22 protein-coding genes and 1 pseudogene are annotated in these 25,793 nt (G+C 62.2%); 18 read left to right on the top strand and 5 right to left on the bottom strand.

Annotation, left to right across the window (positions count from 1 at the left end; all coding sequences use genetic code 11):
- The first annotated feature begins 22 nt into the window (after positions 1-22).
- The 12 genes from QPW08_RS13200 to QPW08_RS13145 all read left to right on the top strand — a co-directional run bounded on the left by QPW08_RS13200 (position 23) and on the right by QPW08_RS13145 (position 10,167).
- On the top strand, positions 23-1,468 hold the full coding sequence (locus QPW08_RS13200; protein WP_284126377.1) for an 8'-apo-carotenoid 13,14-cleaving dioxygenase: 1,446 nt from the start codon (positions 23-25) through the stop codon (positions 1,466-1,468).
- A 185-nt stretch (positions 1,469-1,653) separates the two neighbouring features.
- The gene (locus tag QPW08_RS13195) at positions 1,654-1,785 is read left to right on the top strand and encodes a hypothetical protein (protein WP_284126376.1); all 132 of its coding nucleotides are present in this window, start codon (positions 1,654-1,656) and stop codon (positions 1,783-1,785) included.
- Between the two features lie 73 nt (positions 1,786-1,858).
- Complete coding sequence (locus QPW08_RS13190) at positions 1,859-2,359, top strand: DUF2975 domain-containing protein (RefSeq protein WP_284126375.1); 501 nt, start codon at positions 1,859-1,861, stop codon at positions 2,357-2,359.
- Positions 2,359-2,583, top strand: coding sequence for a helix-turn-helix domain-containing protein (locus QPW08_RS13185; protein ID WP_284126374.1), 225 nt, complete (start codon positions 2,359-2,361; stop codon positions 2,581-2,583). Before QPW08_RS13190 ends, QPW08_RS13185 begins: the two co-directional genes overlap by 1 nt.
- 124 nt (positions 2,584-2,707) lie before the next feature.
- The gene (locus QPW08_RS13180; protein WP_284126373.1) at positions 2,708-3,118 is read left to right on the top strand and encodes a hypothetical protein; all 411 of its coding nucleotides are present in this window, start codon (positions 2,708-2,710) and stop codon (positions 3,116-3,118) included.
- Positions 3,119-3,464: 346 nt separating this feature from the next.
- The gene (gene rplJ, locus QPW08_RS13175; RefSeq protein WP_284126372.1) at positions 3,465-3,980 is read left to right on the top strand and encodes a 50S ribosomal protein L10; all 516 of its coding nucleotides are present in this window, start codon (positions 3,465-3,467) and stop codon (positions 3,978-3,980) included.
- 68 nt (positions 3,981-4,048) lie between these two features.
- Positions 4,049-4,426 (top strand): 50S ribosomal protein L7/L12, encoded by a 378-nt coding sequence (gene rplL / locus QPW08_RS13170; protein WP_284126371.1) that lies wholly within the window; start codon positions 4,049-4,051, stop codon positions 4,424-4,426.
- A gap of 151 nt (positions 4,427-4,577) precedes the next feature.
- Positions 4,578-5,261, top strand: a complete 684-nt coding sequence (locus tag QPW08_RS13165; RefSeq protein WP_284126370.1) for a hypothetical protein — start codon at positions 4,578-4,580, stop codon at positions 5,259-5,261.
- A gap of 110 nt (positions 5,262-5,371) precedes the next feature.
- Entirely contained in the window at positions 5,372-6,790 is a 1,419-nt protein-coding gene (locus QPW08_RS13160) for an MATE family efflux transporter (protein WP_284126369.1), read from the top strand.
- Between the two features lie 137 nt (positions 6,791-6,927).
- Positions 6,928-7,212, top strand: a complete 285-nt coding sequence (locus QPW08_RS13155; RefSeq protein ID WP_284126368.1) for a co-chaperone GroES — start codon at positions 6,928-6,930, stop codon at positions 7,210-7,212.
- Positions 7,213-7,267: 55 nt separating this feature from the next.
- Positions 7,268-8,914, top strand: a complete 1,647-nt coding sequence (gene groL, locus QPW08_RS13150; RefSeq protein WP_284126367.1) for a chaperonin GroEL — start codon at positions 7,268-7,270, stop codon at positions 8,912-8,914.
- 104 nt (positions 8,915-9,018) lie between these two features.
- Positions 9,019-10,167, top strand: a complete 1,149-nt coding sequence (locus QPW08_RS13145) for a hypothetical protein (protein ID WP_284126366.1) — start codon at positions 9,019-9,021, stop codon at positions 10,165-10,167.
- 3 nt (positions 10,168-10,170) lie between these two features.
- On the opposite strand, the gene QPW08_RS13140 is transcribed toward QPW08_RS13145, so the two are convergent.
- Positions 10,171-10,452 carry a metal-sensitive transcriptional regulator gene (locus QPW08_RS13140; RefSeq protein ID WP_284126365.1) on the bottom strand — a complete coding sequence of 94 codons (282 nt, stop codon included), beginning with the start codon at positions 10,450-10,452 and terminating at the stop codon, positions 10,171-10,173.
- Between the two features lie 50 nt (positions 10,453-10,502).
- Here QPW08_RS13140 and QPW08_RS13135 point away from each other — a divergent pair, with 50 nt between their 5' ends.
- The 3 genes from QPW08_RS13135 to QPW08_RS13125 all read left to right on the top strand — a co-directional run bounded on the left by QPW08_RS13135 (position 10,503) and on the right by QPW08_RS13125 (position 14,079).
- Entirely contained in the window at positions 10,503-12,218 is a 1,716-nt protein-coding gene (locus QPW08_RS13135) for a copper resistance system multicopper oxidase (protein ID WP_284126364.1), read from the top strand.
- On the top strand, positions 12,218-13,225 hold the full coding sequence (locus QPW08_RS13130) for a copper resistance protein B (RefSeq protein WP_284126363.1): 1,008 nt from the start codon (positions 12,218-12,220) through the stop codon (positions 13,223-13,225). Before QPW08_RS13135 ends, QPW08_RS13130 begins: the two co-directional genes overlap by 1 nt.
- A gap of 77 nt (positions 13,226-13,302) precedes the next feature.
- Positions 13,303-14,079: an aspartyl/asparaginyl beta-hydroxylase domain-containing protein gene (locus QPW08_RS13125; protein ID WP_284126362.1), complete on the top strand. Its 777-nt coding sequence runs from the start codon at positions 13,303-13,305 to the stop codon at positions 14,077-14,079.
- 15 nt (positions 14,080-14,094) lie between these two features.
- On the opposite strand, the gene QPW08_RS13120 is transcribed toward QPW08_RS13125, so the two are convergent.
- The 3 genes from QPW08_RS13120 to QPW08_RS13110 all read right to left on the bottom strand — a co-directional run bounded on the left by QPW08_RS13120 (position 14,095) and on the right by QPW08_RS13110 (position 19,112).
- Positions 14,095-16,362 carry a DUF305 domain-containing protein gene (locus tag QPW08_RS13120; protein WP_284126361.1) on the bottom strand — a complete coding sequence of 756 codons (2,268 nt, stop codon included), beginning with the start codon at positions 16,360-16,362 and terminating at the stop codon, positions 14,095-14,097.
- Between the two features lie 116 nt (positions 16,363-16,478).
- Positions 16,479-17,765, bottom strand: coding sequence for an acyl-CoA dehydrogenase family protein (locus QPW08_RS13115; protein ID WP_284126360.1), 1,287 nt, complete (start codon positions 17,763-17,765; stop codon positions 16,479-16,481).
- Between the two features lie 3 nt (positions 17,766-17,768).
- Complete coding sequence (locus tag QPW08_RS13110) at positions 17,769-19,112, bottom strand: phosphotransferase family protein (protein ID WP_284126359.1); 1,344 nt, start codon at positions 19,110-19,112, stop codon at positions 17,769-17,771.
- Between the two features lie 225 nt (positions 19,113-19,337).
- Between QPW08_RS13110 and QPW08_RS13105 the strand changes: the two genes are divergently transcribed.
- Positions 19,338-20,360 (top strand): serine hydrolase, encoded by a 1,023-nt coding sequence (locus QPW08_RS13105; RefSeq protein WP_407674574.1) that lies wholly within the window; start codon positions 19,338-19,340, stop codon positions 20,358-20,360.
- An 83-nt stretch (positions 20,361-20,443) separates the two neighbouring features.
- Here the strand turns inward: QPW08_RS13105 and QPW08_RS13100 are convergent, their stop codons facing one another.
- Positions 20,444-20,704: a hypothetical protein gene (locus QPW08_RS13100; RefSeq protein ID WP_284126357.1), complete on the bottom strand. Its 261-nt coding sequence runs from the start codon at positions 20,702-20,704 to the stop codon at positions 20,444-20,446.
- A gap of 263 nt (positions 20,705-20,967) precedes the next feature.
- On the opposite strand from QPW08_RS13100, the gene polA reads away from it, so the two are divergent.
- The gene (gene polA / locus QPW08_RS13095; RefSeq protein ID WP_284126356.1) at positions 20,968-23,808 is read left to right on the top strand and encodes a DNA polymerase I; all 2,841 of its coding nucleotides are present in this window, start codon (positions 20,968-20,970) and stop codon (positions 23,806-23,808) included.
- A 270-nt stretch (positions 23,809-24,078) separates the two neighbouring features.
- A pseudogene (locus QPW08_RS13090) lies at positions 24,079-25,793 on the top strand (hypothetical protein); the annotation flags it as partial.

Raw genomic sequence — 25,793 nt, 5'->3', positions numbered from 1 at the left:
GCTCATGCAAGGAAACCAAGCCATGGCCAGCGTTATCGAGAAAACCATCCGCTCCGCCGTTACCAAGGGCGTCATGACCGTCGCCGATTTCAACCGCAAACGCCTGCCTGAACCGGAAGGCGGCCACCCCTACCTGACCGGGATACACACTCCGATGACAGAGGAAGTGACGCTAGATACGCTCAAGGTGGACGGCGAAATTCCGGCCCAGCTCGATGGGCGTTATCTGCGCATCGGCCCCAACCCGGTCACTCCGCCCGATCGCGCCAGCTATCACTGGTTTGTCGGTGACGGGATGGCCCATGGAGTGCGGATCTCAGGTGGCAAAGCCGAATGGTACCGCAACCGCTGGATCCGCTCCAACGCCGTTAGTGACGCTTTGGGCGAGGATCGCAAGCCCGGAACGCGCAATCCGCGGACAGACACAGCCAATACCAATATCGTAGGGATCGACGGGCGCACCTTCGCTATCGTCGAAGCTGGCGGGAAGCCGGTCGAGCTGAGCGATACGCTCGACACCATCGCGCACAACCCATTCGACGGGACGCTCCAGAACTCCTATTCGGCGCACCCCCATCTCGACCCCGCTACGGGCGAGATGCACGCCATTTGCTACGACGCGCAACAGCCCGAAACGGTCTGGCACACCGTGGTTGATGCACATGGCAAGGTGGTTCGCGAAGAGCCGATTCCGGTCAAGGACGGCCCTTCGATCCATGATTGCCAGATCACAGAACATTACGCGCTAGTGTTCGACTTGCCGGCAGTGTTCTCGATGAAGCGGCTCGTGGCCGGCTATGCCTTCCCGTTCCAGTGGAGCCCGGACCATGGTTGCCGGCTCGGCCTGCTGCCCCGCCGCGGCAAGGGTGAGGATGTCATCTGGTGCGAGATCGACGAACCTTGCTATGTCTATCACCCGGCCAATGCCTTCGAGACAGAAGACGGGAATGTGGTCGTCGATGTCGTCGTCCACGAAAGCACCTATGACAGCTCGCCGCAGGGCCCCGGGGGCAAGTGGACCCGGTTCGAACGCTGGGTCGCCGATCCCGCCACACGCAGAGTTGCGCGCACCATCCTGCATGATCGCGGTCAGGAATTCCCGCGTTACGATGAGCGGCGCAGCTGCCAGCCCTATCGCTATGCCTACTGCATCGCCTTGGCTCAGGAAGAGGGTCTCGACATGGGCGCGACCCAGCTCTTCAAGCATGATGTCGTGGCTGGCACCACTGAAGTACGTGAACTGGGTGCGCACAAGCATCCGGGTGAGTTCGTCTTCGTCCCGCGCTCACCCGACGCCGCTGAAGACGAGGGCTGGCTAATCGGGCTGGTGATCGATGCTGCCAACGAGACCACCGAGCTTCAGATCCTCAAGGCCGACGACTTCACCGGCGAGCCGCAGGCGGTGATTCACATCCCGCACCGCATCCCGCCAGGCTTCCACGGCAACTGGGTGCCTGCCTCCGCCTGACACCTCAGCCCCAGACCTCCACGCGCCCGCCCGGCCAGAGCCGTGGCGGGCGCTTTGCGTTTGCGCTCCATCGCCGCCTGATAACGCGAAACGATACGTCGCATATTGTTTTTCAATATTATTGATTGACAATAAGATCGACTCGACTTATTGAATATCAATATCAGATATCAAGGAGATCGATAATGCCCCGTTTCACCAACCAGCTTTTCGCCGCAGTCGCCGCCGTCATGATCATGGCCGGCAGCTTCAGCGCCCTCGTAACCGTGCCGCAGGCCCAGACTCTCGCCATCATGGCCGCTCCGGCCCTGGCCTGATCACACCTCATTCAAGGAACGAACCGTGCCCCGATCGAATCATAACGACCCGCTACTCCTCGCCGGTAAGATCTTGGCTCTGTTGACCCAGGGCGCGCTGGCAGTTGCAGGAGCGGCATTGGCCATCGTCCTGCCTTTCCTCATTGTCATGCAAGACAGGATCGATCTCGAAATCCGTGCCGAGCATGCTGGTGCAGTGGATCCCCTGCCCGTCGCGCCCATCGTCGCCGTCATCCTGTTGGCGCTTGCGGCAGTGGCGTTGCTATTCCTGTTCTTCGGCAAGTTGCGCCAGATCATAGCCACGGTCGGTGAAGGCGATCCGTTCATCCCCGACAATGCCGATCGGCTCAACGCCATGGCGTGGATGATGGTGGGCGTCTATCTGCTCGGCATCGCAATGGCCGTCGTCGGCGCATCCGTGTCGGATTGGGCCAATCAGCTGGAATCGGCCCACCTGACCTTCGCTGTCGACTTCGACGCCTCTTCGATCCTGACGATCGTCATCCTGTTCATCCTGGCCCGCGTGTTCCGCCACGGCGCTGCGATGCGCGAAGACCTGGAAGGGACCGTGTGATGCCCGCTGAAGAAGGAACCAACATCGTGGTCAAACTCGACGACCTGCTGCACGAACGCCGCATGACCCTGACCGAACTGGCAGAGCGGGTCGGCCTGACCCTTGCCAACCTCTCGATCCTCAAGACCGGCAAGGCCAAGGCGATCCGGTTTTCCACCCTCGAGGCTATCTGCCGTGAGCTGGAATGCCAGCCGGGGGACTTGCTCAGTTACGACGCGGCCTGACACCACCCCCGCCAAACAGCGGATGGGGTATCTCCCCCATACAGCCCCATCCGCCCTCTCCCTAGAACGGTCGGCAGGAACACAACCCCGTTTCTGCCGACCGATTTTTCGAAGGAGAGTGACCATGAATACTCAGGCTTTCGCCAAGACCATCGCCGCTGCATCGCTGGCAGCCGTTGCCACGCTCGGCATTGCCACTCCGGCCCATGCTGCCAACAGCTGCCGCAATGTCGCGCTGGCTTTCACCAACGATACCGAAGCCAAGATCAATATCGTCGATGTCGACTACTGGGATCCGGCCAAGGGCCGCAACGGCGGCTGGCGTTCCGAACCGGTGATCAACGAGACGCTGGAGCCCGGCACCACCTGGCGCGAGACCCGCAACCTCGAGAAGGTCAATGCGCGCGAAACCAAGATCCGGTTCGAGTACCGCATCAAGGGCAAGCTCGGCGGATGGTCTTTCAAGAAGTACAAGGTCGAGACGAACGCTGCCGTGTGCAACAGCCGGACCGAGTTTCTTGCCTCGGTGGAGTGAACACCTGCCCCCAAGCATCCGACCGGCGCGGAGCCCCTCGTTCTCCGCGCCGGTTTTGCTGCCAGACCCGCGCAGGATGCTTGACTCGGCCAGCAATTCCGCTAGACGCCGCGCTCGACTGCTCAGGCAGTCATCCGTCCGAGACAGTTGCTGAGCGGAATTTGCCGTTCTTAATTTGCAGCCTAGACGGGGAAACGAGTTTTCCGGCCTCCTCCAGAGTTGGCCATCCGGTGCATATGCACCCTCCTTCCCCATCAACGGACTCGCTTCGGGGCACGAGCCTCGAAGCTATTTGAGCCGGCCGTCCGGGAGCCATCCCGTGCGGTCATATGTGAAGGAGTATGGCATGGATCGTTCGCAAAAAGCCGATGCGGTTGCCCAGCTCAACGGTGTCTTCAACGAGGCTGGCGTGGTGGTTGTCACCCGCAACCTCGGCCTGACGGTGGCCCAGTCCACCGAACTGCGCGGGAAGATGCGTGAAGTTGGTGCTTCCTACCAGGTTGCGAAGAACCGTCTCGCCAAGCTCGCCCTGAAGGACACGGACTACGAAGGCATCTCCGAGATGCTGACGGGTCCAATCGCCCTCGGTTACTCCGAGGATCCGGTTGCCGCTGCCAAGGCTGCGGTGGACTTCGCCAAATCGAACGACAAGCTCGAGATCGTCGGCGGTTCGATGGGTGGGCAGTTGCTCGACGAAGCAGGGGTCAAGGCGCTTGCCTCGATGCCGAGCCTCGACGAGCTTCGTGGCAAGCTGGTGGGTCTCATCAACGCCCCGGCGACGAAAATCGCCCAGGTCGTCAATGCACCTGCCAACAAGCTCGCTCGCGTCTTCGGTGCCCAGGGCGCCAAGGAAGCGGCGTAAGCGGTTTTTCCAGAACAGACATTCCACTGGGGCTCGACTGAGACCCCGACCAATTTGGAGTACGTACAATGGCCGATATCAAGGCTCTCGTTGAAGAACTTTCGAAGCTGACCGTCCTGGAAGCTGCTGAGCTTGCCAAGGCGCTCGAAGAAGAGTGGGGCGTTAGCGCCGCTGCTGCTGTTGCCGTTGCTGCACCGGGTGGTGCTGGCGGCGACGCTCCGGCTGCTGAAGAGAAGGACGAATTCGACGTCATTCTCACCGGCGACGGTGGCAAGAAGATCCAGGTGATCAAGGAAGTCCGCGGCATCACAGGCCTGGGCCTGACCGAAGCCAAGGCGCTCGTCGAAGGCGCGCCGAAGGCCGTCAAGGAAGGCGTCAACAAGGCTGAAGCCGAAGAAATCAAGGGCAAGATCGAAGCTGCCGGCGGTACCGTCGAGCTCAAGTAAGGACACGGCGGGCTCGCCCGCCGGCCTTATCCTCGCGCAAGCGGGGATCTCGATCCGCCTGGTCGAACAGATCAGTCGATTTCAAAGAGGGCGGTGCCGCAAGGTGCCGCCCTTTTCCTTTGTGGTAGGATTTGCGTGCTAGTCCAGCGGCATGGGCGAATTCGATGTCATCCGCGTGGGTCAGGGCGCGGCCAACGGGCGATTGGCCCGCTGTATTCGCGAAAGCGAGGCCGGATGGCTGTTCTACTCGCCGACCGGCACCGCCTATCACATCTTTGCCGAGGAAGCTGAACGCCTCGCGCGCCAGGGCGAAGCGGCGATCGAACGCTCTACCCGCAACGCCATCCTGTCGCGCAAGCTCTATCGCGCCATGATCCCGCTCGCCTTCGCCATCCTGTTGACGGACGCGTTTTATCTGCGACTGGAGGGCGAGTTCGCCGGGCTGGAAACCGGCCCGTTCATTTTCACTTGCATGGTCATAGGCAGCATCGTCCTGGCGATGTTCCATCCGCTCCTGGCCATGATCTACCGCGGGACCGGTTTCATCCTGTGGCAGGCGAAAATAGCGCATAATCTGCGCCGCCAGCGCCGGGGCGGAGTGTCGTCGGCGATTGAAGCCAGGCACATGCGCTTCAACCTGTTCCGGATCCTGTCAATGGCCGCGCTCGTCCCGCTGGTCTTCCGGCTCGCCTACTACTTCTTCGTCGTTCCAGTCGGACACTACCGGGAGTATTTCGGATGGGCAGACCTGGCGCTTGCCGGCGTCTTCTTCTGGGCCGCAATCCCTGCCTTCCTGATCGACCACACCCATCGGCGTCGAAAATGGCTCGATTGAAGCCAGGAATATCACCTGTGGCGTGAGACACACGCCCCGGCAGGCAAATCGGCGTTTGGTTCAACAACCGCTTTGACCGTCGGACCCGCTCGTATACCCGGGCCGGCTTTATGCCGCAGATGCAGCCCAAAGCGGACACAGCGCAAAGCTGGCGAGCCGAGATAGCCGCGACCTTCCGCCTGTCGTGGCCGCTGGCGCTCGCCAACCTGCTGCAGATGCTGATCTATGCCATTGACGTGATCTTTATCGCGCGCCTGGGCGAAGCGCCGCTGGCGGCATCTGCGCTGGCCGTCTCGCTGTTCGGCCTGGTGCTGTGGAGCCTCTCTTCGCTGACCGGGGCAGTTGCGCCGCTCATATCGGCTGAACTGGGTGAGCGCGCCCCGGCCTTGCGTCCGATCCGACGTGCGACCCGCATGGCCTTGTGGCTCAGTGTGATAGTCGGATTGATCGGCATGGGAATCTGCCTGCTCCTCGGACCGATTGCGCGCATCACCGGTCAGGACGCCGAAATTATCGCGCTCAGCACGGAGTACAACCTGCTGCTTATCTGGTCGCTGGTCCCGATGATCCTTGCCAGTGTTCTGCGCAATTTTGTCTCAGCGCTAGGTCGGCCAATCTTTGCCACTGCGATAACAGCAGGCGGGATCGGCGTGAACGCACTCGGCAATTATGCCTTCATCTTTGGCAATTTCGGTGCGCCCGCGCTTGGCCTGCAGGGTGCGGCTGTCGCGACCATCATTACAACGCTCGTAACGCTGGCTGCCTATGTCATCGCCATCCGGCTCGACCGGGGCCTGCACCGGTACCATATCTTCGGTCGCTGGTGGGCACCCGACTGGCGCCGGTTCTGGGAGATCGTCCGCATTGGCACGCCGATCGCATTGACTGTGACGGCCGAGGCCGGGATCTTCGGTGCGGCGGCCTTCCTGATGGGCAATATCGGCGCGTCGCAACTGGCCGCTCATACTGTCGCGCTGCAAGTAGCGGCGTTGGCCTTCCAGGTTCCGTTCGGCATCGGGCAGGCAGCAACGATCCGGGTCGGCTATTTCTATGGCGCGCGCGATAGCGAAGGAATGCGGCGCGCGGGGTGGACTGCGATCATCATGGGCACTGGCTTCATGGCCACGACTGCGCTTGCAATGGTGCTCGCGCCAAAGACGTTGCTGTCGATCTATGTCGATCCCGACGCAGCAAAGAACGCCGTGTTGGTCGGGTTTGCTGCGCAGTACCTGACGGTCGCGGCTGCGTTCCAGCTGTCTGACGGCCTGCAGGCGGTGGCGGCCGGCGCGCTGCGCGGGCTGCAGGACACGCGCATCCCGATGTGGATCGCCATCTTCAGTTACTGGATCCCGGGCCTGGGTGTGGCCCTGTGGCTCGGCTTCGGGACCCCGCTGGAAGGGTTTGGCGTGTGGATCGGGCTCGCGACCGGATTGACGGTGGCAGCTGCCCTGCTGATCTGGCGCTGGGGCCGTAGGGAATCTCTCGGCCTGACCCGCCGCCCGGGACATGCTGCAAAACGCCCCGCCTGACCCTGCGCGGGGATTGAACTTTTTTCCTGAACACTTGTTGACTCACGGCAGTCCCGCACCCATCTGCGCCCTCGCTGGCACTCTTGATGCAAGAGTGCCAATCGTGATTGTTCAACCCAAGTGAAAGGTCATACACCATGGCATTTCGTCCTCTGCACGACCGCGTTCTGGTCCGTCGCATCGAAGCCGAAGAGAAGACCGCTGGCGGGATCATCATCCCTGACAGCGCCAAGGAAAAGCCGAGCGAAGGCGAAGTCGTCGCTGTCGGCCCCGGCACCCGCGAAGAAGGCTCGTTCGTCGCTCCCGACGTCAAGGCCGGCGACCGCGTGCTGTTCGGCAAATGGTCCGGCACCGAAATCACCGTCGATGGTGAAGAGCTGCTGATCATGAAGGAAAGCGACATCATGGGCGTGATCTCCTGATCACCACCCTCGCCGCTTTTCCCAACCCAACACAGAATTCCCAGGAGAAACACCAATGGCTGCCAAGGACGTAAAGTTCGGCCGTGATGCGCGCGAGCGCATCCTCAAGGGCGTTGATACGCTCGCCAATGCCGTCAAGGTCACGCTCGGCCCGAAGGGTCGCAACGTCGTGATCGACAAGAGCTTCGGTGCCCCGCGCATCACCAAGGACGGCGTTTCCGTCGCCAAGGAAATCGAGCTCAAGGACAAGTACGAGAACATGGGCGCACAGATGCTGCGCGAAGTGGCCTCGAAGACCAACGACCTCGCAGGTGACGGCACCACCACTGCCACCGTGCTCGGCCAGGCGATCGTGCGCGAAGGCATGAAGTCGGTCGCAGCCGGCATGAACCCGATGGACCTCAAGCGCGGCATCGATCTCGCCGTGACCAAGGTCGTCGAAAACCTGCAGGCCCGTTCGAAGGACGTGTCGGGCTCCGAGGAGATCGCCCAGGTCGGCGTGATCTCGGCCAATGGCGACAAGGAAGTCGGCGAGAAGATCGCTGAAGCCATGGACAAGGTCGGCAAGGAAGGCGTCATCACCGTCGAGGAAGCCAAGGGTCTCGAGTTTGAACTCGATGTCGTCGAAGGCATGCAGTTCGACCGCGGCTACCTGTCGCCCTACTTCATCACCAACCCCGACAAGATGACCGTGGAACTGGATAACCCCTACATCCTGATCCACGAGAAGAAGCTGTCGAACCTGCAGTCGATGCTGCCGGTTCTCGAAGCCGCAGTCCAGTCGGGCCGTCCGCTGCTGATCATCGCAGAAGACATCGAAGGCGAAGCGCTGGCGACCCTGGTGGTCAACAAGCTGCGCGGCGGCCTCAAGGTAGCTGCTGTCAAGGCTCCGGGCTTCGGCGATCGTCGCAAGGCCATGCTGCAGGACATCGCGATCCTCACCAAGGGCGAAATGATCAGCGAAGATCTCGGCATCAAGCTCGAGAACGTCACGCTGGGCATGCTCGGCGAAGCCAAGCGCGTCACCATCGACAAGGACAACACCACCATCGTCGATGGCGCTGGCAATGAAGACGACATCAAGGCCCGCGTCGGTGAAATCCGCACGCAGATCGACAACACTTCGAGCGACTACGACCGCGAGAAGCTGCAGGAACGCCTCGCCAAGCTGGCTGGCGGTGTTGCGGTGATCAAGGTCGGCGGCGCGTCGGAAGTTGAGGTGAAGGAACGCAAGGACCGCGTCGACGACGCGCTCCACGCGACCCGCGCTGCAGTCGAAGAAGGCATCGTCCCGGGCGGCGGTACCGCGCTGCTTTACGCCACCAAGGCCCTCGACGGCCTGAAGGGCGCGAATGACGATCAGACCCGTGGCATCGATATCGTGCGCAATGCAATTGTCGCCCCGGTGCGCCAGATTGCGGCCAACGCCGGCCATGATGGTGCGGTCGTTTCGGGCAACCTCCTGCGCGAAGACGACGAGACGCAGGGCTTCAACGCTGCAACCGACACCTATGAAGACCTGGTCAAGGCCGGCGTTATCGACCCGACCAAGGTTGTGCGCGTCGCGCTGCAGGACGCGGCTTCGGTTGCCGGCCTGCTGATCACCACTGAAGCGGCTATCTCGGAAATCCCCGAAGACAAGCCGGCTCCGGCCATGCCCGACATGGGCGGTATGGGCGGAATGGGCGGAATGGGCTTCTAAGCCTTTCGCACCAGTCGCAAGAACAAGAGGCCCGGCAGGATCGCTCCTGCCGGGCCTTTTTGTATCTTGCTTGCTTTTCGGTGAAAGTGGGGCATCCTCACTCCATGATCAGAGTCGCACAGCTTCTCATCGTCATGCTCATTTTCGCGCTCAGTCCGCTCCGAGCGCAGGCTGACGAAGCCGAAGCACCACCGGCATGCACTGTCGACACCGCCGTACCAGCCACAATCGCCCAGTTGCGCACCGACGAAGGCTGGCGATTCAAATGCGTGGTCGTGGAAGGCATCCTCGATGGGAATACACTGCATGCCAGCCGCGAAGCCATGTTCGGCCTCGACCGACCAAGATCCCCAGAAACAAGCTATATCTCCTTGCAGCGCAGCCCTATACCGAAGGCCAGCACGCCTTTGCGCGCGCGCGTTGTGGGAATCGCGGATAACTGCGGCAAAGTGCAAGCTGAAGCCGATGAGCAAACGAAGCGCAAGAACGCCGAATCCGAAGGATTGCTCTACATCACCTTCATCGGCGGAACCTGCCATTATCACAGCCTGCCATACATCGATCCGGTGGCCGTGACTTTCCTCAGCTTCAACGGCATTGAGCGATACACCACCGACGAAGTCTCGGCGGACAAGACCGACCTGCTGGAATTGTCGCCTGGCGACCTTGCGACCGGTATCGACCTGAGGCTTGCCCAATGGCTTGTCGCAGCCATCATAGAAGGCAATGAAGCCGCTTTTCATGCGATTACGAATCCGGAGAATCGGCCCGAAGCCATGGCATTCGACTCGACAGCGCCGTTTGTCGGCCTTTCTATCGAACCGGGCGAGGACGGCGATCCCCCACGTATAGTGGCGGGCGAGTTCTCCAAAGAACTTTTCCGGAGAAGCCTGGACCAGTGGGCGAAGGCCCGCGAGCTTTCCAGCTGGCTCGAAACGCCGCTGCCGCTCGACCATATGCCGCGCAAACTCTTCACCTTGCGCGACTGGGAATCGCCGGGGGGCGAAGTAATTTCCGGCCCGGTAGATATCGCCGAAGTGCGGGCATGCTGGTGCAAGAAAGGCGATTGCTCAGGAAAATGGCCTGCCTTTTTCGGCGACGCCGACATGGTTCGGGACCGCCCTTATTTCTGCATCGACCTCGGCATGTGGACCGTCTTCAAGCGCACAGAGCTTGAACCATATGCTGGTCTGACAGAAAGCGAATACGGGATGGCAGAACCTGTATGGCCGGAAGAAGGGCAAACCGAGTAGGGTTCACCGCCGCTTTTCGAACAGCTCCACCAGCTCGTTGAACTTGGCGCGTTGTTCAGCTTCGTCGCCGGTGGCGATGGCTTCGGAGACGCAGCAGGCCGCGTGCTGTTTCAGCACTTCGCTTTCGACCTTGCCCAGCGCCGACTTGATCGCCGCCAGCTGGGTCAGCACGTCGATGCAGTAACGGTCCTGCTCGATCATGCGAACAACACCCTGCACCTGTCCGGCAATGCGGTTCAAACGGTTGACGGTGGATTTGGCTTCGGCTGACAACGTGTCGGACATGGCCCAAAAGACCTCTTTCAAATACCCTATGGGGGTATATATAGGCCCACATGTCACAGCTTATCAAGCCTTCCCCCCTGATGGTGTCCCGGCGCGGACTGATCACCAGCACCGCGGCGCTTGCTGCCGCCTCTGCACTGCCCAGCCCGGCATGGGCGAAGGGTGGCTCGATGCACGAGGCGAAGAAGGGCTTCGGCACCTATTCGGGTGAGGAGATCAACCTCACCGTCGGCCATGCGCGCTATTCGACCGGCGGACGCAACGGACACGCGATTGCGGTCGATGGCATGATCCCCGGGCCGCTGATCCGGCTGAAGGAAGGCCAGAACATCCGCCTCAATGTCACCAACACGCTGGACGAGGACACTTCGATCCACTGGCACGGGCTGCTACTGCCGTTCCAGTTTGACGGGGTGCCGGGTGTCAGCTTCCCCGGCATAGGGCCGGGCGAGACCTTCACCTACGAATTCCCGATCCGGCAAGCGGGCACCTACTGGTGGCACAGCCACTCCGGCCTGCAAGAGCAGATGGGGCATTACGGCCCACTAGTGATCGAAGCCAAGGACGGCTCCGACAAGCGCTATGACCGCGACTACATCGTGCTGCTGAGCGAGTTCACGCCGATGCATCCGCACGAGATCATGCGCAAGCTCAAGGTTGGCGAGCACTATTTCAATCGCCAGATGATGACCGCGACCGAAGGCGACCTGTCGGGTGAGGAGCGCCGCATGTGGGGCGGTATGCGGATGAACCCGCGCGACATTTCGGACGTCTCCGCGCCCGCCTACACCTACCTCATCAACGGCCACGGCCCTGCCGACGATCTCGAATACCTGTTCAAGCCGGGCGAGAAGGTGCGGCTCCGCATCATCAACGGCTCTGCCATGAGCTTCTTCAATATCCGCATTCCCGGCGTGCCGATGACTGTCATCCAGGCCGACGGGCAGGATGTGAAGGACGTCCAAGTCGATGAGCTCCAGATCGGTGTGGCCGAGACCTACGATGTGGTCGTCTCGCCTCCCGATGGCAGCCATGCGCTGGTGGCCGAAGCGATGGATCGCAGCGGGATGGGGGTCGCCAGCCTGACCTCGCACCCCGGCCACAAGGCCTCCCCGCCTCCTCTCCGCGAGCCGGTTACGCTGACAATGACCGACATGGGCATGGGCGAGATGGACCATGGCTCAGGCAGCATGGATCATTCCATGCGCGACACCAGCCTGCTGCCGCCGGACGTCGAGGCTGGTCCGGGCGTCGACATGGTCAGCGCCATGCCGATGGACCGGATGGACTACCCCGGCCTGGGACTCGACAATGTGCCGCACCGGGTGCTGCGCTACACCGATTTGCGCTCGAAGAAGATGAACCCGCACCGGATGCCGGAACGCGAGATGCAGATCCATCTCACCGGCAATATGGAACGCTACATGTGGAGCTTCGACGGCAAGAAGTTCACCGCCGTCACCGATGATCCGATCCGCTTCGGTTATGACGAGCGGGTGCGGGTGAAGCTCGTCAACGACACCATGATGGCGCACCCGATCCATCTGCACGGGCATTTCTTCGAGCTGGTCAATGGCAAGGGCCCGCATGACATGTTCCAGCCGCGCAAGCACACAGTCATCGTCCAGCCGGGCAGCAGCGCTACCTTCGACCTGACCGCCGACGAACCGGGCGATTGGGCCTTCCACTGCCACCTGCTCTACCACATGCACGCCGGAATGATGCAGGTGGTGACCGTGCGCCCGTTCCCGGCGGAGAAGGCGTGATGCGGCTGCTGCTCACTTTGCCTTTGCTGGCACTCGCCGCACCACTGGCCGCACAGGATCACGACGCGCACGATCCGCATAAGGGGCACAAGATGCCCGCTGCATCGGCTCCGGCGCCAGTCGATGACGACCCGCACAAGGGCCACAAGATGCCAACGGTTGAGCCCCAGCCGGAACAACCCATGGATCATGGTCCCGATCATGGCGCCATGGACCACGGCACGATGGATCACGGAGCGATGGGTCATTGCGCTGAGCCGGAAGCCGATGCCCCACCACCGCCGCGCGCGCTTGAAGGCCCGCGCCATGCCGCTGATGCCATTTGGGGCGAGCAGTCCATGGCCCGTTCGCGCGAGCAGCTGGCGAGAGAGAACGGTGGCATGACCACCGGCACGCTGATGGTCGAACGGCTTGAAGCCCGCATCCGCAACGGCGAGGACGCCTTCCTTTGGGATGTGCAGGGCTGGTACGGCGGCGATATCGACCGGGTTTTCGTCAAGTCCGAAGGCGAAGGCGAGCTCGGCGGCAGCGTCGAGGATGCGGAAGTCCAGTTGCTCTACAGCCGGGCAATCGCTCCCTTCTTCGATCTGCAGACGGGCGCGCGGCTCGATCTCGAACCGGAAACCCGCAGCCATCTCGTGCTCGGCGTGCAGGGCCTCGCGCCCTACATGTTCCATGTCGACGGGGCGCTGTTCCTGTCCGACCGGGGCGACCTGACCGCGCGGCTGGAGGGCGAATACGACCAGAAGATCACTCAGCGCCTGATCCTGCAACCGCGCGTGGAGCTGGAAGCTGCCGCGCAGGATATTCCCGAGCGCGAAATCGGGGCCGGCTTTACCAAGTTCGAGACCGGACTGCGCCTGCGCTATGAAATCGCCCGTGAGTTCGCGCCTTATATCGGTGTCGGCTACGAGGCCAAGCTGGGCGAAACCGCCGAAATCGCCCGCAGCAATGGGGAGGATCCGGACGGTTTCGCAGTGTTGCTGGGTATCCGCGCCTGGTTCTGAAGGCCTCAACCGACCGAACTCTGAAATTTGTCGTTTTTGAACAAGCCCCGGCGGGCAGCCGGTGCTATTTCGCGGCCATGCTTGATGCGGAGGACAGGCCCCAGGAAGCATCGGAAACCGGCACGCCCGCGCCGGAAGCCGAGCGTTATGTGCGCCCGAAGCAGACTCGACTGGTTCGCTTCGGCAAGTCCATTCGGGCCCCGGTCAACGCGTGGTTTGCCAAGCAGTCGTTGATACCGACCTCGCCCATCATTGATGCCGAACACTTGCCAGCACTCGCGGTGAACGAGACAGAATGGCGGGCCATCCGGGACGAGGCCGCAGCTCTGCTTGCCGGTCGGGAGGACATCCCGGCCTTCGGCAAGATCTCACCCGATCACCGACGCATCGCCAGCGGCCCGCAATGGAAGAGCTTCTTCTTTGAAGGTTACGGCTTCCGTTCTGAAAAGAACCGCGCGCTGTGCCCGGCTACCGCTGCTTTTCTCGACCGGATTCCTGGCCTCGTCGTGGGCTTCTATTCGATCATGGCTGGCGACACCCATGTCCCGCGCCATCGCGGGCTGACCAAGGCCTGGCTCAATTGCCACCTGCCGCTAGTCGTGCCGAAAAACCCGGGGCGGTGCGAGATCGACGTCGACGGTACGCTACACCAGTGGCGTGAGGGGGAATGGTTCGTGTTCGACGAAACCTTCGCTCACGAGGTGTGGAACGACACCGGCCAATCGCGTGTCGTGCTGATGCTGCAAGTGCGCCGCCCGATGCGCTGGCCCGGCCGCATGGCAGCACGTACCATCTATGAATTGATCCGCCGTACGGGCTTCGTGCAGGATGTGCGCCAGGCCCTTGGAGCCTGACGCACTTTCCCGCTTCTAACCACCCTTGCGGCTGTCCTCTGCAGCTGTGACCAATTCTTCAGGCCAGGTGACCTGGGTCTGGGTCTGCGGATTGAACACGTCACCCGGATAGATCGCGCCCTCGGCAGCAGCGATTTCCTCGGCCGTCAGGAATTCGCTCGGCTCAAGCGCGAAGACATCGATGCCGCGAACGATATCGGTGCCGTAAATCCGACCATTATACCAATAGGCTGACCAGTAACCGCCGACGACCATCTGATCGTCATCGACCGGACCGCGATCGAAATAGGCGATCTCGAACGGGTTTGCCGCGTCAGTGAAATCTATCACGCTGATGCCGCCCTGGTACCACGCCTGGACGAAGATATCGCGCCCCGGAACCGGGATGATCGAACCGTTGTGCGCGACGCAGTTCTCCTTGTCGCCCTGCGGTGCGGGCAGCTTGTAAGTGCCGCGATATTCCAGCTTGCCATCGACGATCGCGTAGAATGCATCGGCGCCCCAGTTCATCGGGTCGCCGGCTTGGCAGCGCGGACGGCCACCCCCGCCCCATTCGTCAGTGAACAGGACCTTGTCGCCCTTGTTGCTGAAGGTCGCCGAGTGCCAATAGGCGAAGCCCTTGTCGGTTACATCGTCGAGCCGCTGCGGATTGTAGGGGTCGGAGATGTCCATGATGATGCCGTTACCCGAACATGCCCCGGCAGCGAGCTTGAGCGCCGGGAACACAGTGATGTCGTGGCACTGGTTGGTGTCGGCAGTATCCTGCGTGCCCTCACCATGGTCGCCGCCGCGCCATAGGCCGGCGATCTGACCATCCTTGGCAAAGACGCGCGGACGGCTGACGACGCGCGATGCGCCGGGATCGGCCAGCGGGATCTCGATCACGTCGATGCTGAACAGCGCAGTCTCGTCACCTGCCACATTGAAGCAGCCGGGCAATTCGTCCGCATCGCGGACATAGGAGGTGCCCGAGTTGTAGACCACGATCCGCTCATCGTTCACATCGACGATCGAGTGCGTGTGGCTGCCGCGGCAAGTCTGGACCTGGCCGACCTGCTTGGGCCGGGTGATATCGGAAATGTCGAATATGCGGATGCCGCGGAAGCGATCTTCGTTGACCCGGCCCTGCACACCTTCGAGCCCGCAATCGATACGCGCCCGGCTGTCCTGCACGCTCATCACCAGGATGTCGCCGACGATCGAGACGTCACCCTGCCCTCCGGGGCAGACGACCGAGCTGACCAGCGTCGGCATGCCATCTTCGCCGAGCTTGTAGGCATTGAAGCCGTGGTAGCTGCCCGCGACCATGATGTCGCCGGAGAAGGCGATGTCAGTGTTGGCGAAATCGAGCAGCGAGCCGCGCTTGCCGAAGCTCGGCTTGGGCGGTTCCTTGTCGCCGTCTTCGGCGGCACCAGCCTCGGCGGCCTCATCGCCAGCCTCGTCAGCGCCTTCGTTCTTGTCCTTCTTGATTTCCGGCTGCAGCCCGGCCGGGTTGGCCGGATCGAAGAAGCCGGTCGGCTTGGGCAGCGCTGCCACCAGCCGCATGTTGCTGATCGCTTCGCCAGCATCGCGGAAACCGGCGGTCAGCGTAGCACGCGGATCATCGGACAAGCCGGCCAGCACGATGTTCATGCGTTCGATTTCGGTTTGCTGGTCGCTCACTACATCGTTGGTGAATTCGAACATCACCGGATCGTAGGCTGTGCCGGGCGAGCGGTGCAGGTCCTCGACCATGTCCAGCGCGCCTCGGTGGTGGGCGATCATCAACGACAGGAACAACCGGTCGAAGGCAGTGCCATTGGCTTCCGCCAGCGCCTTCATCTGCGCTGGGCTGGCCATGCCCTTCATCCCGTGATGAGCATTGTGGTCATGGTCGCGGCCCATGCCTTCCATTTTCATCCCGTCCATCTTCATGCCCATCATCGGCATGCTGAGCGGTTCGCCGCGTGCTTCCAGCCATTCGGTCATGAACTTGATCTCGTCGGCCTGGCTGGCGAGGATGCGCCCGGCAACCGCAACGATGTCTTCGTTGTTGGTGCGGCCTTCGACCAGCTCGGCCATCTTGACTGCTTGTTTGTGGTGCACGATCATGCCCTGCATGAAAGCCGCGTCGGCTGGCGCATAGCTGGTGTCGGCCAGACTGGTCGCGGCTTCCGCGCTGATCACTTTCGGATCTTCGCCCGGAGCACCCGGCTGTACGATGGTCACATCCTGCGCCAGGGCGTAGCTCGATACGCCCAGTAGAAGTGTGGCGGCAGCGCCGCGAAGCAAAGTCGATGTCATGTCAGGTCCCCAGTATTCTGCCCTCTTGCCCTGCCTGAGAACGCAGGCAGCGAGCAAGTTGAATCCTCAATCGACGGACGGCCCATGCGGTTCCGCGAATGGCGAGATAACCGACCCTAGCCGTACTTGCCTTTCTTGGGCCCGAGATAGCCGAACAGGTAGGCCCCGACCTTGCGCATCTGGATCTCCTCCGCACCTTCGGTGATGCGATAGCGACGATGGTGGCGATAGATGTGCTCGAACGGCTTGTGGCGTGAATAGCCGATCCCGCCATGCACCTGCATCGCCCGGTCGGCGGCCTGGCACACCAGCCGGTTGGCCCAGTAGTTGCACATGCTGACCTTGTCGGAGATGGTCTTCTCGATCTCGGCATGGGGCATGTTGTCCATTTCCCACGCGGTCTTGTAGATCAGCAGCCGCAGCATCTCGCACTGGGTAGCGAGCTCCACCAGCGGGAACTGGATTGCCTGGTTGCGGGCCAGCTCCTCGCCAAAGGGCTTGCGCTCACGGGCGTAGCGGACGCTTTCCTCGACGCAGAATTGCGCCGCGCCGAGGCTGCTCGCAGCCTGGCGGATACGGTTCTGGTGGACGAAGCTCTGTGCCAGCGCGAGGCCCAGCCCTTCGCGGCCCAGCATCGCGCTTTCAGGCACCCACACATCCTTGACCGAAAGGCGCGGGTGGTCAGTGGGCATGTTGAAAGTCCACATCCACTCCTCGATTTCCAGTCCTTGTGTCGGGTTGGGTACCAGCAGGCAGGTGATCCCGCGCGCATCACCCGGCTCGCCATCGGTGCGGCAGAACATGGCGCAATGGGTGGCGACATGCATGCCGGTGATCCACATCTTCTCGCCATTGATCAGCCAGCCGGGGGTCCCGTCGCGCGTCTCGCGCACGGCGCGGGTTTCCATGTGAGTGGCATCGGAACCATGATTGGCTTCGGTGAGGCCGAAAGCGACGCGGCGCGTGCCTTCGAAGCCGCCGAGGATAAATTCCTGCTTCTGCTCTTCGGTGCCCCACTGCTCGAACATTTCGACGAAGGGGAAATTGCCGACGATGCTGTGCTCGTTCTGCAAATCATTGTGCAGCCCCAACCCGCGCTGGGCAAAGCGGTCGCGGATCACCGCCATCCACAAATTGGTGCCATCCCTGCCGCCATATTTCTTCGGTGCGGAGAAGCGCCAGTGCCCAGCCTCGTCCGCCGCCTTGCGGGCATCGCGCAGCAGCGCTTCCCATTCATGCCGCGGCAGCCCGCCTTCCTCGAAATTCGTCCGCGCCCATTCGCGACGGTGGTCGAAGAAGCGGATGTTGTCGTCCTTTTGCTCCATCGGGATGATCGTATTTTCGATGAAGGCAACGAGCTCGGCGTAGTAGTCCTCAAGCTCCTGCGGGATGGTGAAATCCATGGGTTAGTCCTCTCCAGTCCATTTCTGCCGCGCGACAGCAAGCGCGGGGTATTTGGGCACGTCGGCTTCGAGCTTATCAAGTGCATCGCGCCTGAAGCGTGTTATCGTCGGGTCTGACGTCATGTCGCGCCGACCAGCCAAATAGTCCCGCGCTAACTCAGGGTCGGTGGACCGCGGAAGTATCCGATATCCTCTTGCCAACATGCCAAGAGCATTGCGAGCAACGGCGAGTTGGAAGCGGTCGTGGCCTTCCATCTGGTCCTTAATTGTCGCGAGCCATTCAGAGACAGCTTCAGCAATCTCAGCATCGTTGGCTTCGCCTCGGTCGAGTTCCTCTGCCAACAGTCGCTCCTTGGTGACGATTCCAGGCAGCAGGTCATCATCTAGAAGCATCAAGAGATCGAGCTCGTTCTCGCTGGTCCGCCGCGAAATGACGACCCTTTCCAGCATACGGTCTTCGCCGCGCCGCCAGAAGTCAGCCATGCGGATGCAGCCAAGCGCCCACCAGACCGTGCGATAGATCGACCAGAAACGGAACCGCTCGCGATCCACGGGCGCTCCGCCCGCCGCTTCATAGGCCGCGAAGTAGTCCTCGAGCGAGCCCAGCCCCAACGCGGGCCGGTCGTATCGGGAGAAGCGCCATACGGCCATGCAGCCGAACGCGAGATCCTCGTGGCGGTCGCCGAAATGGACCAACTCCCAGTCAAGCACGCCGGTCAGGTGGCTATCTTTGCAAAGGATATTGCCCAAGCGGTAGTCGCCATGGTTGAGCACGGGCTCGACCGGCACGGGCAGATTGTCCATGAGCCACTTCAGCCCCAGCGCGATGATCGGCCTGTCACCGCCTGCTTCCTCGAACTGCTCGCGCAGCCCCGCGACTCCTTCGGCATAGTCCATCGTGGGAATAACATCGGGCAGGTCAGCGGGCTTGAGCGAGTGGATCCGCGCCAGGTCCGCCGCCACTTCGCGTAGCAGCTGGTCCGGGTCTTCCATCGCCAGGATCGCACGCGGATCGGGCGTGCCAGGGAGCGCGCGCATGACGAAGCCCGAGCCGATGCCATCGTCCGGCACCAGTTCCACCACCACCTCCGGCGCAGTCACGCCCTTGCCATGCGCCGCGCGGATCACCGCCGCTTCGACATCGTGGCCGAACGGGCGGCCTGCCATGAACTCCAGGCTTGGCGCTCGACGCAGGACGAAATCTTCGCCGTCGCTGGAGAAGCGCCAGCTTTCCATCGTCGCGCCGCCGGTGAGGCGGTGTAGAGCCTGAGGTGCACCCATGCCGACCCGCGCCATGGCACTGGCGAGGCCATTCTCGATGCCCCGATTCTCTTGTGTCTCTCCCATTGCTGCCCAGTTTGCAGGCGTATGGAGCGCAGACAAGCCCAATGTTGCAGGAACTCAAGCTGCAGTCCGTTCAATGCGAATGCCGTTTAGCACGACTGGAATCATGCAGTTGTTGGAATCATCGGTCGCAAGCGAGTCACATTCTGTCGGATTGCAGCTTGCAGCGATGAATCTTTCGCGCATTAATACGGTGCAAACCATAGGGGGGTAACCTTCGGGTCCATGATGTCACGAATTTTCAAGATCGCAGCGGCCGCGTCGGCCTTCGCAGCGACGCTGGCTGCTTCGCCGGCGCAGGCCGATAGCACCGACCTTGAAGCCGCCTTCGACCGTACATTCGGGACCCAGGTGCGTGCACCGCAAAGTTTCGAAGCCCGTTACGACACGCCCTTTGAGCAACAGATTGCCATGCTCGCGGATGGCTCGGACGGCCGGATCGGAGTCTATGCCATCGATCTTGCGACCGGACGCGAAATCGGTGTGCTGGCCGATCAGCGTTTCCCCATGGCAAGCACCAGCAAGGTCGCTGTTGCCGCGACATACCTTGCCGAAGTCGATCGCGGTCGCCTAACCCTGACCCGCGAACTGCGGCTGCCCCGGCCCGGCGACGTTTATGTCCCGGCCGAGCGACTGATCGAACTCATGATCAGCCGGAGCTGCAACGATTGCACGGATGCGCTGTTGAATGCGGTTGGTGGTCCGGAAGCGGTCAATCGCTGGATGCGCCAGGCGGGCATCCAGGATTTCGAGCTGACGCGTAATATCCGCACCTTGATCCAGGAAGACGGTGAAATCGATCCCGCGTCACGGGTCGATCGCAAGGACAGCGCGACACCGCGCGCGATGGGCCAGCTGCTCGCCGGGATATACCAGGGGCGGTGGCTGAGCGCGCCGTCACGCAGCGTTATCCTGGGTGCCATGCAGGAAACCACCACGGGAAAAAAACGCATGCGGTCAGCCTTGCCGGAAACCGCAAACCTCGCGCACAAGACCGGCACGTTATCGCGCACCGCGAGCGATATCGGGATCTTCCTCACGCCTGACGGGCGCCCGATCGCCGCAGCGATCTATGTCACCGGGCAGAGCCCCTCGATGGCCGTCGAGAATGGCAGCCGCAGCGAAAAGCTGGCAGCCCGCGCGCGCCGCGATGCGAAGATATCCAGTATCGCCTACGCCCTGTATGACGGGTTTGGCGGTGCAGAGACCGATCGCCGCCAGTGGGCGGATGCGGATTACGGCGGCGACTGACGCCCCTACACTCAAATCCAATGGACAAACAAAAAGGGCGGCGCCGCAAGGCACCGCCCTCTTCGTATCGAATAGCGTAGTGCTTACTCGGTAGCGCCTTCAACAGCTTCAGCAGCGTCGTCAGCAGCGCCTTCGACGGCGTCAGCAGCGCCTTCAGCAGCGTCGGTAGCAGCGTCAGCAGCGCCTTCTGCGGCGTCAGCAGCACCTTCCATGGCGCCGTCAGCAGCGGTTTCCATGTCGGCAGCAGCCGAGTCAGCAGCGTCAGCAGCAGCGTCGGTGGTTTCCTGCGAGCAAGCAGCGAGCGACAGGCCAGCGATTGCAGCAGCGAGAACGATCTTACGCATAATAAATTTCCTTACTCTAGCGAGTGGATATCCCTCCCAGGCTTCGTGCCGGGGCGGCGAAACCTCCCCCAAAGGTCGGCTTCCGAATCGCTAAATAATGGCCGGATTGTGGCCACGCAAGCGATTTCGCCACATTCTGCCATATTTTTGCCTTATTTTACCAAGTATCGCCGGATTTCTGCCATTTTCCGGCCTCAAACTTCCCAATTTCATGGGGAAAATTTTCGGCTGTCCTGCCGCCCCCGGACTGCTAGCAGGTCATCATGGCCGACAAGCAGCATCTCTACCTGGTCGATGGTTCGTCCTATATCTTCCGGGCCTATCACCGTCTCCCCCCGCTGACCGACCCCGAGGGTACACCTGTGGGCGCAGTCTATGGCTATACAACGATGCTGTGGAAGCTGGCCGATGACCTGGACAAGGCCGACGGACCCACGCACCTGGCGGTGGTGCTCGACAAGTCGGGCACGTCGTTCCGCAACGAAATCTACGATCAGTACAAGGCCAACCGCCCACCCGCGCCCGAGGATCTGTTGCCGCAGTTCCCGTTGATCCGCGATGCCACCCGCGCTTTCAGCCTGCCGATGATCGAGGAAGAGAATGTCGAGGCCGACGACATGATCGCTTCCTATGCCCGCGCCGCTGCAGCGCGGGGGTGGAATGTCACGATCGTTTCCAGCGACAAGGATCTGATGCAGCTGGTCCAGGCCGGCAGCGACAGTATGGGCGAGATCGACATGCTCGACACCATGAAGAGCCAGCGCATCCACCTTCCCGAAGTCGAGGAGAAGTTCGGCGTCGGGCCCGAACTTGTGGGCGACGTGCTGGCGTTGATGGGGGATAGCGTCGACAACATCCCGGGCATCTTTGGAGTCGGTCCCAAGACGGCGACCAAGCTGATCCAGGAACACGGCTCACTCACCGCCGCACTCGATGCTGCCGAGGACATGAAGAAGAGCAAGCTCAAGGAGCGCCTGATCGAGCATCGCGCGGACGCAGAACTCAGCCGCGTGCTGGTGACGCTCAAGGAAGATTGCCCGCTGCCCATCCCCATCGACGATATGAAGCTCGACGGAATTCCTGCCGAGCCGCTTGCAGCTTTCCTGGAAAAGCACGGCTTCACTTCCCTTTTGCGGCGGCTTGGCGCAGGCCATGGCAGCCCGGATCGACCCAACGATCTCAGCCCGGCCAAGGCAGAGAACAAAGGGGCGGAACCCACCAGCAAAGGCAACAGCCAGCCGCTGCCGGAACTGCCTGAAATCGATCGTAGTACCTATGAGACGGTGCAGACGATGGAACGGCTTGAGCACTGGATCACCAAGTGCTTTGCTGCGCGTGAGATTGCGGTCGACACGGAAACCAGTGCGCTCGACGCCATGCGGGCGGACCTGGTCGGCATCAGCCTCGCGACCGGCGCGGGGGAAGCCTGCTACATCCCGCTCGCGCATGGCGGCAACGACATGTTCTCAGAGAAGCCCGAACAGGTTCCGCTCGACGATGCCATTGCCGCGCTCAAGCCGCTGCTGGAAAGTGACGCGGTGCTCAAGATCGGTCAGAACATCAAATACGATCTCAACGTGTTGGCGCGTTATGGCATCGCGGTCAGTCCGATCGACGACACCATGATCATCAGCTTCGACCTCGATGCCGGCAGGTCGCAGGATGGGATTGGCGGCGGCCACGGTATGGACGAGCTTTCCGAGCGCCATCTTGGACATATACCGCTCGCGTTCAAGGACGTTTGCGGGACGGGTAAGAAAGCCATCCCGTTCGGCGAAGTGCCGCTCGACAAGGCTACCGAGTACGCTGCCGAGGATGCCGATGTGACCTGGCGGCTGCACCGGCACTTGAAACCCCGGCTTGCCGTCGAGCACGGTGCGCGCATCTATGAGCGGGTCGACCGCCCGCTGATCCCGGTGGTGGCGCAGATGGAGCGCCACGGGATCAAGGTCGACCGCGCACGGCTAGCGAAGCTGAGCGAGGAGTTCGCCACCGAAACCGCCCGGCTCGAAGCCACCATCCATGAGCTGGCGGGCGAGGAATTCACCGTCGGCAGCCCCAAGCAGCTCGGCGATATCCTGTTCGACAAGCTCGGCTACAAGGGCGGCAAGAAGGGCAAGAGCGGGCAGTATTCGACCGACCAGTCAGTGCTCGAGCGGCTCTCGGGCGAGGGCGCGGAAATCGCCGACAAGGTGCTCGAATGGCGCCAGCTGACCAAGCTCAAATCGACCTATACCGACGCGCTGCAGGAAGCGATCAATCCAGATACGGGCCGGGTGCACACCAGCTACAGCCTCGTCGGCGCGCAGACCGGGCGGCTATCCTCGACCGATCCCAACCTGCAGAACATCCCGATCCGCACCCCGATCGGACGGCAGATTCGCGAAGCCTTCGTGCCCGAGGACGGCAATGTGCTGCTCGCCGCCGACTATTCGCAGATCGAACTGCGGCTTGCCGCGCACATGGCCGATGTCGATACGCTCAAGGATGCCTTTGCCAAGGGCGAGGACATCCACAGCCGCACCGCTCAGGAGATGTATGGCACGGTCGACCGCGACACGCGCGCGCGGGCCAAGACCATCAATTTCGCGATCCTTTATGGCATCAGTCGCTGGGGCCTCGCCGGGCGGTTGGGCGTGGAACCGGATGAAGCGCAGGAAGTGATCGACACCTATTTCAAGCGCTTCCCCGGCATCCAGGCCTATATCCACGCGACGCTCGAGACGGTGCGCGAGCGCGGCTATTCGGAGACGCTGTTCGGTCGCAAGACCTGGTTCCCGCGGATCAATTCCAAGAACCAGATGGAGCGCCAGGGCAGCGAGCGCGCTGCCATCAACGCCCCGATCCAGGGCACCAGCGCCGATATCATCAAGCGGGCGATGGCCCGGGTGATGCCTGCGCTTAATGACGCTGGGCTGGGACACGCAAAAATGCTGTTGCAAGTGCATGACGAACTGGTCTTCGAACTGCCCGAGGCCGATGTCGCAGCGGCGCGCCCGATCATCGAGCGCGTGATGGCGACTGCGGCAGAGCCGGCAGTCAAGCTGTCGGTCCCGCTCGGCATCGAGATCGGTACCGGGATGAGCTGGGACGCTGCACACTAGGGGATTGCAGGCCCGGCACGACGCTCTGGCAACGATGATATTGGACGGATTTGGCCTCGAAATTCGTCCCGCAGTAGGCCACGTGGTTAAAAATTTGCAGCCACGGCTCTGTCAATGTTGCTAGGCAACCCTCGGGCGCAGTGATTTTGGCGAGTCGCGCGCATTGGTACACCGGGAGGGGGACAGCAAATTTCATGATCGGAGCGCAAGCCTCCGACGATAGCCGGGTCGCATGTCCGGCCTCCCTTTCGGTTGTGAAAGGGAAAAGAAATGAACAATACAATCCTCAGCACTGCAGGCCTCGCCGCCATGGCGATCGCCCTCACCTATGGCGGCGCGGCGCGAGCAGACACCACCCCGGAGTGCAATGAGAACGCAACTGGCGGCACGACCTCGCTCGAATGCGGACGCAATTCGACCGCTTCAGGTATATCCGGCGCTACTGCAATCGGGGCAAACTCGAATGCAACCGGGGCAGAAAGCACTGCAATCGGCGAAGGCGCAGATGCGACAGCACTGCAATCAACAGCCGTGGGCGAAGATACTACCGCCACCGGTGACGATTCCACCGCCATCGGCAATGCGGCAGATGCGACCAACACCAACGCTACCGCTCTTGGCGCTGACTCCTTCGCCAGCGGTACGGAATCGCTTGCTCTCGGTGCCGACGCCGTAGCCGACTTTACCGATTCAACCGCCGTCGGCCATAGCGCCGACGTTGGCGGCATTGGTGCCACTGCTCTCGGGGCCGACGCCAGTGCCAACCAGGCCAGCGCGATCTCCATCGGCGCGCAGAGCGACGCGCTCGGGGTAAGCGCGATCGCGATTGGCGGGGATGCGAACGATGGTGACACTGCCGGGGCGCAAGCAACCGGGATCTATTCCATGGCGATCGGCCCCGATGCCGTAGCGAGCTTCGAAAGTGGTATCGCCTTCGGCCACCAGGCCACCGCCACAAATTCCTATGCCATCGCGGTTGGTTATTCGACTTCGGCCAGCGGCCTTTACGCTACCGCCTTCGGGACCAATACAACCGCCAGCGGCCAGCGCTCGATCGGGATCGGAATCAACACCGTGGCCACGGCGACTGACGCGGTGGCCATAGGACCATCGGCCGACGCAATCGGCATCGGCTCCATTGCCATTGGCGCAGATTCGGCGGCCAGCGCCGATGGAGCTGTGGCACTGGGCGGTGACGGCGATGACGGGGACACCCTCGGCGCACAGGCAACCGGGACACAAAGCACTGCCGTGGGCAGCGACGCTGTGGCGAGCGGCAGCGAGTCGGCGGCATTTGGCTATGGCGCAACGGCCAGCAACACCGAATCCACCGCTATCGGCGAAAACACCTCGGCGGCCGGAATCGGCTCGACCGCTCTGGGCACTAATGCCTCGGCATCAGACACCCGGGCAACCGCGCTAGGTCGCGGCAGCGTGGCTTCGGCATCGACGGCCCTCGCTGCTGGCTCCTATGCCCAGTCCTCAGGGATCTATGCGACGGCGCTTGGCGGCGGTGCGACCACGCTCTATTCTGCCCGTGCATCGGGTGCATACTCGGTTGCAATTGGCGGCGGTGCGAGCGGTAATGACGGTGCGGAATCCAATGGCGACTATTCCGTTGCCATCGGTAACTTTGCGACCTCCAATGGAACCAGCGATGTCGCTATCGGCCGCAATTCCAGCACCACCGGCAACAATGCCGTGGCGCTGGGGTCGTCTGCAATCGTATCGGCTGCAGGCGGCGTTGCACTGGGCGCATCCGCCGATGCGGCGCAGGAAGCGACCTCGGTCGGCTTCAATGCCGATGCAACGGCCGTGGATGCAATCTCGGTTGGCTCCAACAGCGGAGCTTCGGCCGTAGCAGCCATCGCCATCGGTGCCGACACCGATTCTACCGGCCTCAGCTCGATCGCCATTGGCGGTGATGGCGACGATGGCGATACGCTGGGGGCGCAGGCGACCGCCGCGCGGGCGGCTGCCTTTGG

The organism is Parerythrobacter aestuarii, assembly GCF_030140925.1.
GTDB classification, from domain to species: Bacteria; Pseudomonadota; Alphaproteobacteria; order Sphingomonadales; family Sphingomonadaceae; genus Parerythrobacter; species Parerythrobacter aestuarii.
Note: the sequence above shows the minus strand (reverse complement) of the source record. Positions and strands in the feature narration are given on the sequence as shown.

Excerpts from the sequence above, each read along its gene's own strand:
- QPW08_RS13180 (WP_284126373.1), top strand. The coding sequence starts at position 2,708 with ATGAATACTCAGGCTTTCGCCAAGACCATCGCCGCTGCATCGCTGGCA.
- rplL (WP_284126371.1), top strand. The coding sequence starts at position 4,049 with ATGGCCGATATCAAGGCTCTCGTTGAAGAACTTTCGAAGCTGACCGTC.
- QPW08_RS13110 (WP_284126359.1), bottom strand. The coding sequence starts at position 19,112 with ATGGGAGAGACACAAGAGAATCGGGGCATCGAGAATGGCCTCGCCAGT.
- QPW08_RS13160 (WP_284126369.1), top strand. The coding sequence starts at position 5,372 with ATGCCGCAGATGCAGCCCAAAGCGGACACAGCGCAAAGCTGGCGAGCC.
- QPW08_RS13130 (WP_284126363.1), top strand. The coding sequence starts at position 12,218 with ATGCGGCTGCTGCTCACTTTGCCTTTGCTGGCACTCGCCGCACCACTG.
- QPW08_RS13200 (WP_284126377.1), top strand. The coding sequence starts at position 23 with ATGGCCAGCGTTATCGAGAAAACCATCCGCTCCGCCGTTACCAAGGGC.
- QPW08_RS13145 (WP_284126366.1), top strand. The coding sequence starts at position 9,019 with ATGATCAGAGTCGCACAGCTTCTCATCGTCATGCTCATTTTCGCGCTC.
- QPW08_RS13115 (WP_284126360.1), bottom strand. The coding sequence starts at position 17,765 with ATGGATTTCACCATCCCGCAGGAGCTTGAGGACTACTACGCCGAGCTC.
- QPW08_RS13140 (WP_284126365.1), bottom strand. The coding sequence starts at position 10,452 with ATGTCCGACACGTTGTCAGCCGAAGCCAAATCCACCGTCAACCGTTTG.
- QPW08_RS13120 (WP_284126361.1), bottom strand. The coding sequence starts at position 16,362 with ATGACATCGACTTTGCTTCGCGGCGCTGCCGCCACACTTCTACTGGGC.
- QPW08_RS13165 (WP_284126370.1), top strand. The coding sequence starts at position 4,578 with ATGGGCGAATTCGATGTCATCCGCGTGGGTCAGGGCGCGGCCAACGGG.
- QPW08_RS13195 (WP_284126376.1), top strand. The coding sequence starts at position 1,654 with ATGCCCCGTTTCACCAACCAGCTTTTCGCCGCAGTCGCCGCCGTCATG.
- QPW08_RS13155 (WP_284126368.1), top strand. The coding sequence starts at position 6,928 with ATGGCATTTCGTCCTCTGCACGACCGCGTTCTGGTCCGTCGCATCGAA.
- QPW08_RS13100 (WP_284126357.1), bottom strand. The coding sequence starts at position 20,704 with ATGCGTAAGATCGTTCTCGCTGCTGCAATCGCTGGCCTGTCGCTCGCT.
- QPW08_RS13125 (WP_284126362.1), top strand. The coding sequence starts at position 13,303 with ATGCTTGATGCGGAGGACAGGCCCCAGGAAGCATCGGAAACCGGCACG.
- polA (WP_284126356.1), top strand. The coding sequence starts at position 20,968 with ATGGCCGACAAGCAGCATCTCTACCTGGTCGATGGTTCGTCCTATATC.
- QPW08_RS13105 (WP_407674574.1), top strand. The coding sequence starts at position 19,338 with ATGTCACGAATTTTCAAGATCGCAGCGGCCGCGTCGGCCTTCGCAGCG.
- QPW08_RS13185 (WP_284126374.1), top strand. The coding sequence starts at position 2,359 with ATGCCCGCTGAAGAAGGAACCAACATCGTGGTCAAACTCGACGACCTG.
- QPW08_RS13135 (WP_284126364.1), top strand. The coding sequence starts at position 10,503 with ATGTCACAGCTTATCAAGCCTTCCCCCCTGATGGTGTCCCGGCGCGGA.
- groL (WP_284126367.1), top strand. The coding sequence starts at position 7,268 with ATGGCTGCCAAGGACGTAAAGTTCGGCCGTGATGCGCGCGAGCGCATC.
- rplJ (WP_284126372.1), top strand. The coding sequence starts at position 3,465 with ATGGATCGTTCGCAAAAAGCCGATGCGGTTGCCCAGCTCAACGGTGTC.